Below are 13,685 nucleotides of genomic sequence, written 5' to 3'. Positions count from 1 at the left end.
ACGAGTGGCACGCGTGTAGGTCGGCGGCGCTGAGCAGGCGGGGCGCGTGACACGTGTGTAGGTCACCGTCGTCGAGCAGGCGGGGCGCGTGACACGTGTGTGATCCGCTTTCCGCGATGCCGGGCCTCATGTAGCCTCGTGGAGGATCGGCTGGAACGATCGGGAGGGTGACGTGGTCGGTGTGTCCGTGGCCTCCGATCCGCCGGTTCTGGATGCAAGGGTGAGCGCGGCCGCGGCGCGCGCCGTCGACGTCGTCGTGCGGTGGGGAAGCGACTGCGTGCTCGCCGCCGTGGAGCTCTCGCCGCCGCGTCCGTTCTTCGTCGGTGAAGAGGAGGGCTGCGACGTCGTGTTGCCCGCGGAGATCACGGGCGCTTCGCGCGTGCCCGTGCTGCTCGCGCGCTGGGACGGCGACGTGCGCGCCGTCGTGCCGAAGGGCGCGCGTGTCGTGTTCGACGGCGAGGGCAAACCCATGACCCCCGCGCGCGCCGTCACGCGTGGGCTCGCGGAGAGCTCGCGCGTGTACCGCGACGCGGCCGAAATTCCGCTCGGGTATGGCAGGACGATCGCCGTGCGCATGGGGCCTTTCACGATCGAGATCACCGGCAGCGACGGCGCTCCCCGCGCGCCGAAGCAGCCCGTGCTCGAGCGTCGCACGGGGCTCTCGCATCTCGCGTCGGTGCTGATCCATCTGCTCTTCTTCGCGGCCGTGGCGTCGCGGTTCCGGCCGATCGACGACGACGACTTCGACGGCGTCACGGACGATCAGAAGTTCTTCATCCAGCAGATGCTGAACCGCAGCAGCGAGCGGGAGATGGAGGGGATCTACGCCGACGAGATCGCGGGCCTCGAATACAGGGCGCGACGGCGGCAAAAGCGCAACCGCGCGGAGATGGATCTCGAAGCCGCGTGGATGCGCTCGCTCCAGGCGGCGGGCGAGCGCTGGAGCGCGGAAGAGTTCGCACGCGCGCGCGCCGGTGAGCCCGAGGACGCACGCGAGGCCGGCTTGATCGGGCTCCTCTACGAGCGTCCCCCGCAGCCGGCCCCGACGGCGGCCCCGAACATCCCCCCCGAAGATCCGCCCAAAGGACGCACACAAACGCAGCCGCGCCCGGGCGCCATGGCGCTGAGCGGTCGGCTGCCGCCGGAGGTCGTGCGGCGGATCATCCGGCAGAACTTCGGGCGCTTCCGGCTCTGTTACGAGAACGGCCTGCGAAGGAACCCGAACCTGCAAGGGCGCGTCGCCGTGCGGTTCGTCATCGGCGCCGACGGCGCGGTGTCGAACGTCGGAAACGGCGGCTCGGACATGCCCGACGGCGGCGTCGTGTCATGCATCGTGCATGCGTTCGAAGGCCTGAGCTTTCCGAGGCCCGACGGCGGGATCGTGACGGTGGTCTATCCCCTCATGTTCGCGCCGGGCGGATGAGCCAAACGCCGAACGTTTGCTAGTCTCGCGCCCGTGCGGCTCTTGCTGATCCACACGGGGGGGACGCTCATGATGCGCGGCGGCGATCCGACGCCGCTCGAACCCGACGTGTACACGCGCGACCTCGTCGCGGAGCTGCCCGTCCTTCGCAAGCTCGCCGAGATCGAGACGAAGATCCTCTACAACCTCGACTCGGCCGACTTCCAGCCACACCACTGGGTCGAGCTCGCCGAGACCGTCCACGCCTCGCTCGATCGGTACGACGGTTTTGTCATCGTGCACGGCACCGACACGATGGCCTACACCGCGAGCGCGCTCGCATTCCTGCTGCCCGGGCTCGATCGTCCGGTGATCCTCACGGGCGCGCAGAAGCCGCTCGCCGACGTGCGCACCGACGCGCGGACGAACCTCGTCGACGCGTGTCATCTGGCGACGACGCGGATCCCGGAGGTGGGCATCGCGTTCCACTCGGAGCTGCTCCGCGGCTGCCGCGCGACGAAGCTCGACGCGTGGGGGATGAAGGCCTTCGGCTCGCCCGCGTGCCCGCCGCTCGCGGAGCTCGGCCTCGGCGTGCACCTCGCGCCGCACGTGCTTCCGCCGCGGCCTCCGGCGTCGTTTGATGGACGGCTCGAACCGCACGTGCTCGCGGTGCGAACGTTCCCGGGCCTCGATCCGCGGCTGCTTCATGGAGCGCTGGCGGCGGGCGTGAAGGGCATGGTGATCGAGGCGTTCGGCGCGGGGAACGTGCCGCGCCTCGAGAACTCGCTCGTGCCCGTGATCGAGGCGGCGCGCGCGGCGGACGTGCCCGTGGTGATCGTGAGTCAGTCGACGCGCGGGGCCGTGGATCTGACGCGGTACCACGGCGGCGTCGCGGCCGCGCGGGCAGGGGCGATCGGCGCCGGTGACATGACGACGGAAGCCGCGCTGACGAAGCTCATGATCGTGCTCGGTCGAGCCGAGAGCGCGAGCGAGGGCCGCACCTCCGCGGCGCGCATGGGGTTCGCCTCGTCGTGGGCCGGCGAGATCAGCCTGTGAGCGACGCGAGCATAACGCCCGCAGGGCGCGGTCGCGCGGTGCTGTTCGTCACGCTCGCGAGCTTGTCCTTCGCCGTGAGCTCGCCGATGGCCGTCGTGGCGAAGCCCGCGCATCCGCTGTTCCTCGCGTTCGGCCGCGTCTTTCTCGCCTCGCTCCTGCTCTTCGCGTTCGATCCGGCGGGCGTCGTGCGCCACGCGCGCGCGCTTTCGCCCGCGGTGCGCCTGCGCATCCTCGCGTGCGGGGCGATGCTCGGCGCGCACTTCGCGCTCTTCCAGGTCGGCCTCTTCGCGACCTCGCTGCCCGCGGCCGTCTCGCTCGTCTCGCTCGAACCGCTCAGCGTGGTCGTGTTCGCGTTCCTCGTGCACGGCGTGCGCCCGACGCGCCGCGAGCAGGTCGGCGTGCTGCTCGCGACCGCGGGGGCCGTGGTGATCGGGCGCGCGGCGGGGACGGGCGAGCACAAGCTCGCGGGGGATCTGTTCGTGCTCGGCGCGGTCTCGCTTTACGGGCTCTACGTGGCGGCCGCGCGCGCGATCAAGGACGCGCTCCCGGCGCGGCACGCGGGCTCGTTGATCTACGGCGTCGCCGCGCTCGTGACCTTCGTCGTCTTGCCGCCGCTCGGCGCGCTCGACGGCGTGACGAGCTTGCCCGCGAAGTCGTTCCTGGCGCTCGCGGTGATCGCCGTCGTCCCCACGATCATCGGACACACCTCGGTGCAGGCCGCGGCGCGCACGCTCCCGCCTGCGATCGTGGCGCTCGTGTCGCCCGGCGAGACGCTCGGCGGGCTCGTGCTCGGCGCGCTCTTCCTCGGCGCCAAACCCACGGGGATGGAGCTCCTCGGCGCGGCCATCATCCTCGCCGGCGTGCTCGTCGCGATCGCCTTCCCGGAGCCGCGGACGGACGCGCCGCGCGCCGCGGAAGCCCCGGACGCACGCGAATCGACCCGGGCGTGATCGAAGCGTATTTCCCGCTGGATCCAGCACAGCCGCGCGCTTGACACAGGCGCCTTCCGAAGGACGCTCGCTGCGATGTACGCGAGCCTGTTCCAGTCGGTGCTTTTCCCGCTGTACGAGACCCACCTCCGCAAGCGCGACACCTTGCGCGCGCTCGCCGAGCTCGAACAGTCGCAGTGGCGCACGCCCGAAGAGGTCGCCGAAGACTCGTTCCGGCGCCTCCTCGAAGCGCTCCGCCACGCCGAGCAAAACGTGCCGTTCTACCGGCGCCGCTTCGCCGAGTACGGCGTGCGCTCGAGCCAGGTGAAGGCGCCCGAGGACCTCGCGGCCTTCCCGATCCTCACGAAGGACGACGTGCGCCTGTACGGCAAGGAGCTCGTCGCCGAGACGCACGTGGGCCCGCTCCATCAGAGCGCGACCGGAGGCTCGACCGGAGAGCCGATGCGCTTCGCCTACGATCACACGACGTACGAGCGCCGTGTCGCGGGCGCGCTGCGCGCCGACGGATGGGCCGGCGCCGAGCTGGGCGAGAAGGAGCTGCACGTCTGGGGTCGTCCGCCCGGCGAGAAGAAGGGGCTCGCCACGACGAAGCGCGCGGTGCAGGAGACGCTCTGGCGGCGCAAGTACGTCTCGACGTTCCACCTGCGCGCCGATCGGCTCGCCGAGACGGTGCGCGAGATCGTCGACTACGCGCCGCGCGTGGTCGTCGGTTACACGACGCCGCTTTTCCTCCTCGCGCGCGCCGCGCTGGAGCACGGCATCGAGATCCCGCCGCCCCGGGGCATCATCACCGCCGCGGAGAGGCTCTTCGAGCATCAGCGCGAGGTCATCGAGCGCGCGTTCGGAGCGCCGGTCTTCGATCGGTACGGCTGCCGCGAGGTGATGCTGATCGGCGGCGAGTGCGAGCGGCACGAGGGCCTGCACCTGCACGCGGAGGGCGTGTTCGTCGAGCTCGAAAGCGGAGGCCGCCCCGCCGCCGTGGGCACGCCCGGCGAGGTGATCCTCACCGATCTCTACAACCGCGCGATGCCCTTCATCCGCTACCGCAACGACGACGTCGCTGTGGCCAAGGCCGGCGCCTGCGCGTGTGGTCGGGGGCTGCCGCGGCTCGCCTCGGTCGAGGGCCGCGTGCTCGATCTGCTCGTCGGCGAGGACAGCCGCATCGTGGCAGGCGAGATGATCCCGTTCCTGTTCAAGGACCTGCCCGTCGAGCGCTACCAGGTCCACCAGCGCGCCGATCGCACGGTGACGCTGCGCATCGTGCCCGGGCCGAGCTACGGGCCCGAGGTGACGAAGCTCGTCGACGAGCGCCTGCGGCTCGTGCTCGGGACGAACGCGCCGCTCACCGTGGAGATCGTGCGCGACATCCCGCTCACCGCCGCGGGCAAGCATCGGGTCACGGTCTCCGAGGTGCCCGTCGATCTCGGCAGCGCGGCGATCAAGACGTCGACCGAGGACAAATCCAGGTCGCGCGCGGCGGCGCCGAGGCGCCGCGCGCGTGTCGCGCACGTGGTGCTCGGCCTCCGGGCTGGCGGGCTCGAGCGCGTGGTGCTCGACCTCGTGCAAGGCATGGACCGCTCGCGCTTCGATCCCATGGTGATCGCGCTCGACGAGCCGGGCGAGCTCGCGCCGCGCCTCGCGCCGATGGACGTGCCGCTCAGGCTGCTCCAGCGCGGGCAGGGGCTCGATCCATCCGTGATCGGCGAGCTCGTGGATCTGTTCGGTCGTGAAGGAATCGACCTCGTGCACACGCACAACCCTCGCCCGCACGTGCACGGCGCGCTCGCGGCCCTCGCGGCGCGGCGCGTGACGGGCAAGCGGCCGCGCGTGGTGCACACGAAGCATGGGCGCAACTACCCGGACGACCTCGGGCGCGTGCTCGCGAACCGCATGGCCTCGGCCCTCTCGGACCGCATCGTGGCCGTGAGCGACGACGCGCGGCGCGTGGCCCTCGAGATCGAGCACGGCAGCGCGCGGCGGCTCGTGACGATCCGCAACGGCGTGGACACGCGCGCCTACAAGCCCGGCGACGCCGAGCGAGCGCGGCGCGCGCTCGACGTGCCCGCGGGCGTGCTCCACGTGGGCTGCGTGGCGCGCCTGTCGGCCGAGAAGGACCACGCCACGCTGATCCTGGCGTTTGCGCGCGTGCGCACGAGCCACCCCGGCGCGCGGCTGACGCTCGTCGGCGAGGGGCCCGAGCGCGCTTCGCTCGAAGCGCTGGTGAAGAAGTTCGGCCTGCAAGGCGCGGTGCACTTCCTCGGCCACCGCGACGACGTGGCCGCGCTCCTGCCCGGCTTCGACCTCTTCGCGCTCGCCTCGCGCACCGAGGGCACGAGCCTCACGCTCCTCGAAGCCGCGGCCGCGGGCGTGCCGATCGTGGCCACACGTGTCGGCGGAAATCCCGAGATCGTGGCCGACGGCGAGACGGGCCTCCTCGTCCCCGCCAGCGAGCCCGCCATGCTCGCGGACGCGATCGGGAGCCTCTGGGCGCGGCCCGATCGCGCGCGCATGGGCGAAGCCGGCCGCGCGCTCGTGGAGGCGCGTTACGGCATGGGCAAGATGATCTCCGCCTACGAGACCCTCTACGCCGAGGTGTTGCGCCTCGCCTGAGGCTGGTTGCCCTCGGCTCGCCCGCGCGCGCCGGCCTCCGAGCGGGCGCGCGCGGCTTCCGGCTCGCGCATTCCGGGCTTGGCGAGGAGCGCGCTTACAGGGTATCGGAAAGGAGATGTCCGACGGTCACCAGAAGCTCCCGCCCAAGAAGGAGGTCGCGCTCGCCCTGCTCGAGGGGCCCAGCATGTTCGTGCACCTCGACCCGCGACGCCCGGGCGTGCTGGTGCCGAAGCGCTTCCTCGACAAGCCGCAGCTCGTCCTGCAAATCGGGCTCAACATGTTCATCCCGATCCCCGACATGAAGGTCGACGACGAGGGCATCTCCTGCACGCTCTCGTTCGATCGGGCGCCCTTCTGGTGCCGCATGCCGTGGAACGCGATCTACGCGCTCGTCGGCGAGGATGGCCGGGGGATGATGTGGCCGACGGACATCCCGCCCGAGGTGGTCGCGCAAATGCAGGCGCCGCCGCAACAAGCGAAGGAAGCGCAAAAGCCCGCGGCGAAGAGGCCACGCCCCAAGCTCACCGCAGTTTCCGCTGCGCCGCAGGAGTCCGAGTCCGAGTCCGAGCCGCTCGCCGAGGAGTCCGCGCCGGCACGGGCCGAGTCGGCCGAAGAAACGGCCGCGAAGGAAAGCGCGTCGGACGAAGCGGCGGCAGCGGCGAGCAGCGCCGAAGAGCCGAAGACCGTGGAAGCAACGGAGTCTCCGCGCCCGCAGGCAGCGCCCGCGCCGGTCCCGGGTCGCAAGCCGCGCCGCGAGCTGCCGCCCTACCTGCGGGTGGTGAAGTAAAAACACGCGTCGCTCCTGCTTGACCGTGGGAGCCGGCCGCGCGAGTTTTCACCCCCCCATGTCCCCCTCGACCTTGGGAGACGGTGCTCGGACGAGCCGAGCCGCGTCGCCCAACCCCCTCCTGCGCCGCATCCTGGTCACGCTGGCCCTCCTCGGCGCCGTCGTGGGGCTCGAGTTCGGGTTCGACACGCTCGTGCCCGACGTGGCCCTGCAACAGCTCGTGCTGTTCGCCCTGGTGAACGTCGTCGTGGCCCTCTCGCTGAACGTCATCAACGGGATGGCCGGTCAGTTCTCCATCGGCCACGCGGGCTTCGTGGGGATCGGCGCCTACACGGCCGCGATCGTCGCGGGGCACATCCACAAGGCGCTCGGCGTCGACGACATCCTCTTCTCGAACTCGTTCATCGTCATGCCCGCGGCGATCCTCGCGGCGGGCGGCGTGGCCGCGATCTTCGGGCTCGTCGTGGGTCTGCCGAGCCTCCGGCTGCGCGGCGACTACCTCGCGATCGTCACGCTCGGATTCGCGGAGATCTTCCGGCTCGTCATCGCCACGGCGCAGACGGGCGGCGACGTCGAGGGGCCGATCGCGAAGTTCCTCGCCTACCTCGGCGGGCAGAACGGCTACGCGGGGCCCGATCGCAACGGCGTGCCTCAGTACGCCGGCCCGTTCTGGATCTTCGGCGCGGCCGTGGTCGCGGTGATCATCGCGTGGCGGCTCAAGTTCTCGGGCTGGGGGCGCGCGCTCCGGGCGCTGCGCGAGGACGAGATCGCGACGGCGAGCGTGGGCGTCGATCCGACGCGGTACAAGGTGACCTCGTTCGTCATCGCGGCGACCGGGGCCGGCGTCGCGGGCGCGATGCTCGCGTCGATGCGCAACGGCAACCCCACCGTGCAGCCCGATCAGTTCACCTTCGCCTACTCGTTCGACGCGATCACGATGGTGATCCTCGGCGGCTCGGGCAGCGTCTCCGGCGCGATCGTGGGCGGCGTGTTCGTCACGTTCACCGTGAAGATGATCGAGCAGCTCCAGCGCTTCGAGTCGGTGCAGGCGCTCCAGGCGGCCTACCCGTCGCTCGACCTCAACGCGCTGCGCATGGTCGTCTACGCCTCCGTGCTGATCGGCCTCATGATCCTGCGCCCCGAGGGCATCTTCGGCGAACGCGAGATCATCCGGCGCAAGCCTCGCCAGCGTGTCAGCCACGCCCCGCCCGAGCCTTTGCCGGCGCGCACCGAGGCGGAGGCGAACCCCGAGAGCGAGACGGGGCCCCTCACCGGAAAGGCGGAGAAGTGAGCGCGCTCGACCTCCAGGGCGTGACCAAGACCTTCGGCGGCCTGCGCGCCGTCGGGGGCGTGACCTTCAAGGTGCCCGAGCGCTCGATCTTCGGCCTCATCGGCCCGAACGGCGCGGGCAAGACGACGGTCTTCAACCTCGTGACCGGCGTCTACAAGCCGGACTCCGGCTCGATCCGCTTCGCCGGCGAGGAGCTCTCGGTCCTCAAGCCCGCGCAGATCGCGCGCCGCGGCGTCGCCCGCACCTTCCAGAACATCCGCCTCTTCGGCCAGCTCACGGTCCTCGAGAACGTGCTCGTCGCCTGCGAGAACCGGCGGCGCTCGGGCCTGCTCTCGGCGCTCCTCCGCTCGCCCTCGTTCTTCCGGGACGAGGCCGAGATGCAGCGCCGCGCGCTCGAGCTGCTCGCGATCTTCGACCTCGACAAGCTCGCCGACGAGACCTCGACCTCGCTCTCCTACGGCAACCAGCGGCGGCTGGAGATCGCCCGCGCGATGATGCTCGAGCCGAAGATCCTGCTGCTCGACGAGCCGGCCGCGGGCATGAACTACGGCGAGGCCGAGGGCCTGAAGAAGCAGATCCGCTGGCTGCGTGATCGCTTCGACCTCACGGTCATCCTCGTCGAGCACAACATGCAGGTCGTCATGGGCGTGTGCGAGGAGATCCACGTGCTCGACCACGGCGAGACCATCGCCCACGGCACGCCCGAGGAGATCCGCAAGAACCCCAAGGTCCTCGCCGCGTACCTCGGCGAAGAGACCCCGGACGAGGCCGCGTCCGCAGCCGCAGCCGAGGAGGAGGCCGCGACGTGAAGACCGCGCACCCGACGCGAAAGGCCCCGACGGCCGAGGCGGGCAAGCCGCTGCTCGTCGTGGAGAACCTCGCCGTCTCGTACGGCGGCATCAAGGCGCTGAAGGGCGTGAGCCTGGAGGTGCGCCGCGGCGAGATCGTCGCGATGATCGGCGCGAACGGCGCGGGCAAGACGACGACGCTGAAGACGATCGTGCGCCTCTTGCCGATCGCGACGGGCAAGGTCGTCTACGACGGCAAGGACCTCGCGGCTGTCCCGGCCGAGGAGATCGTCGGCCTCGGCATCTCGCTCGTCCCCGAGGGCCGCGCGATCTTCGCGAACCTCACGGTGCGCGAGAACCTGGAGATCGGCGCCTGGAACCACAAGAACCGCGGGGCGATGGACGAGACGCTCGAGGACGTGGTGCGCCTCTTCCCGCGGCTCGGCGAGCGCATGAAGCAGGAGGGCGGCACGCTCTCGGGTGGTGAGCAGCAGATGCTCGCGATCGGCCGCGCGCTGATGGCGAGGCCCTCCATGCTCCTGCTCGACGAGCCCTCGCTCGGCATCGCGCCGCGGCTCGTCGCGGACATCTTCGAGGCGATCGCCCGCGTCGCGCAGGCCGGCACGACCATCCTGCTCGTCGAGCAGAACACGCGCCTGGCGCTGAAATACAGCATGCGGGCGTACGTGCTCCGCACCGGCGAGATCGCGATGACCGGCGACTCGAAGGCGCTCGCGGAGAACGAAGAGGTCCGCGCCGCGTACCTCGGCGGCTAGCGCTCCCGATCGCGCCCTCGCTGCGTAATGACGCGGCACGTGATGTGCACGCGCGATCGCACCGCGCTGCCCCGTGCGCCGCGCCGAACCCGTCTTCGCGGGTTCGCCGGCTTCTGGGCCCACGGGCGCGTCTTTTGCTAAGGGCGAACCATCATGGATAACGCATCGATACGCGTCCTGGTCATCGACGAGAACCCCACGAGCGCCGGTGATCTCGCGTCGTTCCTCTCCGCGCATCACTACGACGTGTCGACCTGCTCTGCCCTGGACGGGGCCCGGAGCGCGGTCTCGTCGCGCAGGCCGCACGTGCTCGTGCTCGCGACGAAGGATCATCCGCACGCCGAGGTGGAGGAGGTGCGCAAGGTGTATCCGCGGCTGCCGCTCGTGCTCCTCACGGAGGAAGCGGGGCAGGAGCTTTTGCTCGACGTCGAGGCGTTCGCCCCCGCGGTCCCTGCGTGCCCCGCGCGCGGCTTGGGCCACATCGAGTCGGCCGTCGAAGCTGCGGCGCACTTTTCCTGAACCGATTCACCTCGATCCTCTGAAGCGCTCTCGTGCTCGTCGTGGCTCGACGGACACGTAGGCGTGTCCTCGCGCCGTGCTTGCGCAGCGCGGCGGGAAAGGCGACGATTCGCCGCCCCTGGTCGGACGATCGACCAAGGGGATGAGGCGCGCCCACCTTCCGACGGCGCGCCCCCGCCGAGGCCCCCGCCTCGTTCGCGCCCTTCCCGGAGGACCGATGTCGAAATTCAAGGGCTTCCTCGCCGTCCTCGCGGCGCTTTGCGTCTTCGTGTTCGCAGGGCGCGCCGAGGCGACGCACATGCGTTACGGCAACATCACCTGGTCGATCCCCAATCCGGACACGCAGCCGCGCACCGTCGCGTTCGAGGTCACGACGGCGTGGCACAAGGACTCCTTCGTCGGGACGTCGGCCCTCCAGTTCGGCGACAACACCTCGAACCCCTCCACGACCGGTAGCTACGTGGGCTCGGGGTTCGACGCGGCGGGCAAGGAATACGAGTTCTATCGCTACCGGGTCACCCACACCTATCCCACGGCGGGGCAATACACGGCGTACTTCTCGGACTGTTGTCGCGTCCAGCCGATGGGCAACCAGCCGCTCCAGGACGATTACCGGGTCGAGGCGAAGGTCGACCTCACGCCCGGCAACACCGCGAACCCGGTCTCTGTCATCCCCGCGATGATCCAGATGCAGGTGAACGGGATCCGCACGATCCAGATCCCGGCCGTCGATCCCGACGGCACCCCGGTCACCTGCCGCCTCGCCACGAAGGCCGAGACCGGCATGATCCTCGCCAACTCGGTGCATCCGCCCGTCATCAACAACAAGGCGCCGACCCTCGCGCCGAGCAACACCCCACCCGGATGCACGCTGACCTGGGACACGAACGGCGGCGTCGCCGGCACGCGGTACGCGGTGCAGGTCATCCTGGAGTCGCCGAACCCGCTCAACAACAACATCAGCAGCGCCGCGCTCGACTTCATCATCGAGCTCGTGCAGTCGCCCGTCCCCACGTGCACGGGCAGCGGGAGCTTCGTCGTCGACATGGGCCAGACGCTCACGACGAACGTCACCGGCACGTCGAACTCGTTCCTCACGATGACGTCGATCGGCTCGGTCGGCAGCATGAACCCGGTCCCCGGCACGGTGAAGCCGAGCCCCTACACGGCGACCTTCACCTGGAAGCCCGTCATGCTCGACGACGGGACGCACGTCGTCGCGGTCATCTTCACGAACCAGCAGAACGTCAGTGGCTACTGCACGATCACGGTGACCGTGCCCGAGTGCTCCTCGTACGGGACACCCTGCGGCGGGGGCGTCGGCGGGTGCTTCACTCCCGGGATCCTCCAGTGCGTCGGGCCAAACGTCGAGTGCACGGCCGTGCCCAAGGACCCGTCGCCCGAGGTCTGCAACAACATCGACGACGATTGCAACGGCACGGTCGACGACAACAACCCCGAGTCGGGCACGCCTTGCTCGACGCCTTACCCGTCGATCTGCGGACCGGGCCACAACAACTGCAACGCGGGCGTGCTCGAGTGCGTGGGCGATATCGCCCCCGGCAGCGTCGCCGAGACCTGCAACGGCGTCGACGACGATTGCGACGGCCAGATCGACGACGGCTTCGGCCTCGGCGTCACCTGCTCCGTGGGCGAGGGCGCGTGCGAGGTGTTCGGCAAGGTCATCTGCGACGGGCCGAACAGCACGAAATGCAGCGCCACGGCCAACGACCCCAGCCTCAACGAGAAGTGCGACGGCATCGACAACGATTGCGACGGCCAGACCGACGAGGGCATCGGGCTCGGGGACGCCTGCGTGGCGGGCCTCGGCGAGTGCCAGACGAGCGGCGTGAACATCTGCGACGCCCAGGGCGGCGTGGCCTGCACCGCGGTGCCAGGGGCGCCGGTCTTCGAGGCCTGCAACGACGGCAAGGACAACGACTGCGACGGCACGATCGACAACGGCTGCGGCGACGCGGACGGCGACGGCCTGTTCGACGGGATCGAGGAGCTCCTCGGCACGGACCCGAACGACGCCGACAGCGATGACGACGGCGTGATCGACGGCGACGAGCCCCTCTGGGACGAGGACTCGGACGGCGACGGCGTCATCAACGCGCTCGATCCGGACAGCGACGACGACGGCCTCTTCGACGGCACCGAGCTCGGCAAGGACTGCAACGATCCGGACACCGCGGCGCAGCTCGGTCACTGCCGGCCCGACGGCGACGTCGGCCAGACGTCCACCGATCCGCTGAACCCCGACAGCGACGGCGACGGCAAGAGCGACGGCTCGGAGGATCCGAACCTGAACGGCGTCGTCGACCTCGATGAGGGCAACCCCGACAACGCCGGCGACGCGAACACGACGAAGGACTTCGACGGCGACGGCCTCGGCGACGCGCTGGAGAAGGCGCTCGGCACGGACGAGAAGGACGCAGACTCGGACGACGACGGCCTGCTCGACGGCGACGAGGCGAACCCGAGCGACGACACCGACGGCGACGGGATCCTCAACGTGCGCGACGTCGACAGCGACAACGACGCGCTCTTCGACGGCACCGAGGCGGGCAAGGGCTGCCAGCACCCGGCGACGAACGCGATGGCCGGGCATTGCCGCGCCGACGGCGATCTCGGCGGCACGAAGACCTCGCCCGTCGCCCGCGACACCGACCGCGGCGGCGTGATCGACGGCGCCGAGGACGGGAACCTGAACGGCGTGGTCAACGCGGGCGAGCTCGATCCGAAGGACAAGTCCGATGACGTGGACGTGGTCGACAGCGACGGCGACGGCTTGAGCGACGCGCTCGAGGACGCGCTCAAGACGGGCAAGAACGACGCGGATTCGGACGACGACGGCCTCGCCGACGGCGCCGAGCCGAACCCGAGCGACGACACCGACGGCGATGGCGGCATCAACCTGAAGGACTTCGACGCCGACAACGACGGCCTGGCCGACGGCACGGAGGCGGGCCGCTCGTGCGACGGCGAAGGGACGGACCCGGAGGCGCAGAAGTGCGTCGCGGACGCGGACAACGGCGCGACGAAGACGTACGTGCTCATCGCGGACACGGACGGCGGTTCGAAGAATGACGGCGCCGAGGACGCGAACGTGAACGGCGTGGTCGACCCGGGCGAGACGAACCCGCTCTTCGCCGGCGACGACGTCACGCCGCCCGAGTGCACGCAGGACGCGGACTGCGGCGACGCGTCGAGCGGCATGATCTGCACGGATCAGCACTGCGTCGCGGGTTGCCGCGCCGTGGACGGCAACGGCTGCCCGGACGGGCAGGTGTGCACGTCGACGTCGGGCGCGGCGGGCCAGTGCAAGAGCGAGCCGCCGCCGGACAACCAGCCCGAGCCGCCGCCGACCCCCGAGGGTTGCGGCTGCCGCACTGCGCCTGCGCAAGGCGGCGCGTTGCCCCTCACGCTCACCCTCGTCGCGGGCCTGCTCTTCGCGACGCGCCGCCGCCGCGCGGCCTGAGCACCCGCCTCACGCGCCCCTC

Annotated in this window: 10 protein-coding genes; all 10 read left to right on the top strand. The window is 70.7% G+C overall.

The features are described 5' to 3' along the window. Positions 1 to 172 precede the first annotated feature (172 nt). The 10 genes from QHF84_RS10510 (at position 173) to QHF84_RS10465 (ending at position 13,663) form a co-directional block, all read left to right on the top strand. On the top strand, positions 173 to 1,423 hold the full coding sequence (locus tag QHF84_RS10510) for an AgmX/PglI C-terminal domain-containing protein (RefSeq protein WP_281313092.1): 1,251 nt from the start codon (positions 173 to 175) through the stop codon (positions 1,421 to 1,423). 33 nt (positions 1,424 to 1,456) lie between these two features. Further along, positions 1,457 to 2,458, top strand: coding sequence for an asparaginase (locus QHF84_RS10505; protein ID WP_281313091.1), 1,002 nt, complete (start codon positions 1,457 to 1,459; stop codon positions 2,456 to 2,458). Continuing rightward, the gene (locus QHF84_RS10500; RefSeq protein ID WP_281313090.1) at positions 2,455 to 3,408 is read left to right on the top strand and encodes a DMT family transporter; all 954 of its coding nucleotides are present in this window, start codon (positions 2,455 to 2,457) and stop codon (positions 3,406 to 3,408) included. The genes QHF84_RS10505 and QHF84_RS10500 overlap by 4 nt, the downstream gene beginning before the upstream one ends. A 75-nt stretch (positions 3,409 to 3,483) precedes the next feature. Then, positions 3,484 to 6,018: a glycosyltransferase gene (locus tag QHF84_RS10495; protein WP_281313089.1), complete on the top strand. Its 2,535-nt coding sequence runs from the start codon at positions 3,484 to 3,486 to the stop codon at positions 6,016 to 6,018. A 115-nt stretch (positions 6,019 to 6,133) separates the two neighbouring features. Further along, the gene (locus QHF84_RS10490; protein ID WP_281313088.1) at positions 6,134 to 6,805 is read left to right on the top strand and encodes a ClpXP protease specificity-enhancing factor SspB; all 672 of its coding nucleotides are present in this window, start codon (positions 6,134 to 6,136) and stop codon (positions 6,803 to 6,805) included. 58 nt (positions 6,806 to 6,863) lie between these two features. Beyond that, positions 6,864 to 8,096 carry a branched-chain amino acid ABC transporter permease gene (locus QHF84_RS10485; RefSeq protein WP_281313087.1) on the top strand — a complete coding sequence of 411 codons (1,233 nt, stop codon included), beginning with the start codon at positions 6,864 to 6,866 and terminating at the stop codon, positions 8,094 to 8,096. Next, positions 8,093 to 8,905, top strand: coding sequence for an ABC transporter ATP-binding protein (locus tag QHF84_RS10480; RefSeq protein WP_281313086.1), 813 nt, complete (start codon positions 8,093 to 8,095; stop codon positions 8,903 to 8,905). Before QHF84_RS10485 ends, QHF84_RS10480 begins: the two co-directional genes overlap by 4 nt. Further along, positions 8,902 to 9,660, top strand: a complete 759-nt coding sequence (locus tag QHF84_RS10475) for an ABC transporter ATP-binding protein (RefSeq protein ID WP_281313085.1) — start codon at positions 8,902 to 8,904, stop codon at positions 9,658 to 9,660. Before QHF84_RS10480 ends, QHF84_RS10475 begins: the two co-directional genes overlap by 4 nt. 153 nt (positions 9,661 to 9,813) lie before the next feature. Beyond that, positions 9,814 to 10,179: a response regulator gene (locus QHF84_RS10470; protein ID WP_272419547.1), complete on the top strand. Its 366-nt coding sequence runs from the start codon at positions 9,814 to 9,816 to the stop codon at positions 10,177 to 10,179. Positions 10,180 to 10,396: 217 nt separating this feature from the next. Next, a complete protein-coding gene (locus tag QHF84_RS10465) occupies positions 10,397 to 13,663 on the top strand; it encodes a MopE-related protein (RefSeq protein ID WP_281313084.1) in 3,267 nt (1,088 codons plus the stop codon). Positions 13,664 to 13,685: the final 22 nt, after the last annotated feature.

It is taken from the genome of Polyangium sp. y55x31 (assembly GCF_029946505.1).
Lineage (GTDB): Bacteria > Myxococcota_A > Polyangia > Polyangiales > Polyangiaceae > Polyangium.
This window is presented reverse-complemented; position numbering and strand designations above follow the sequence as displayed.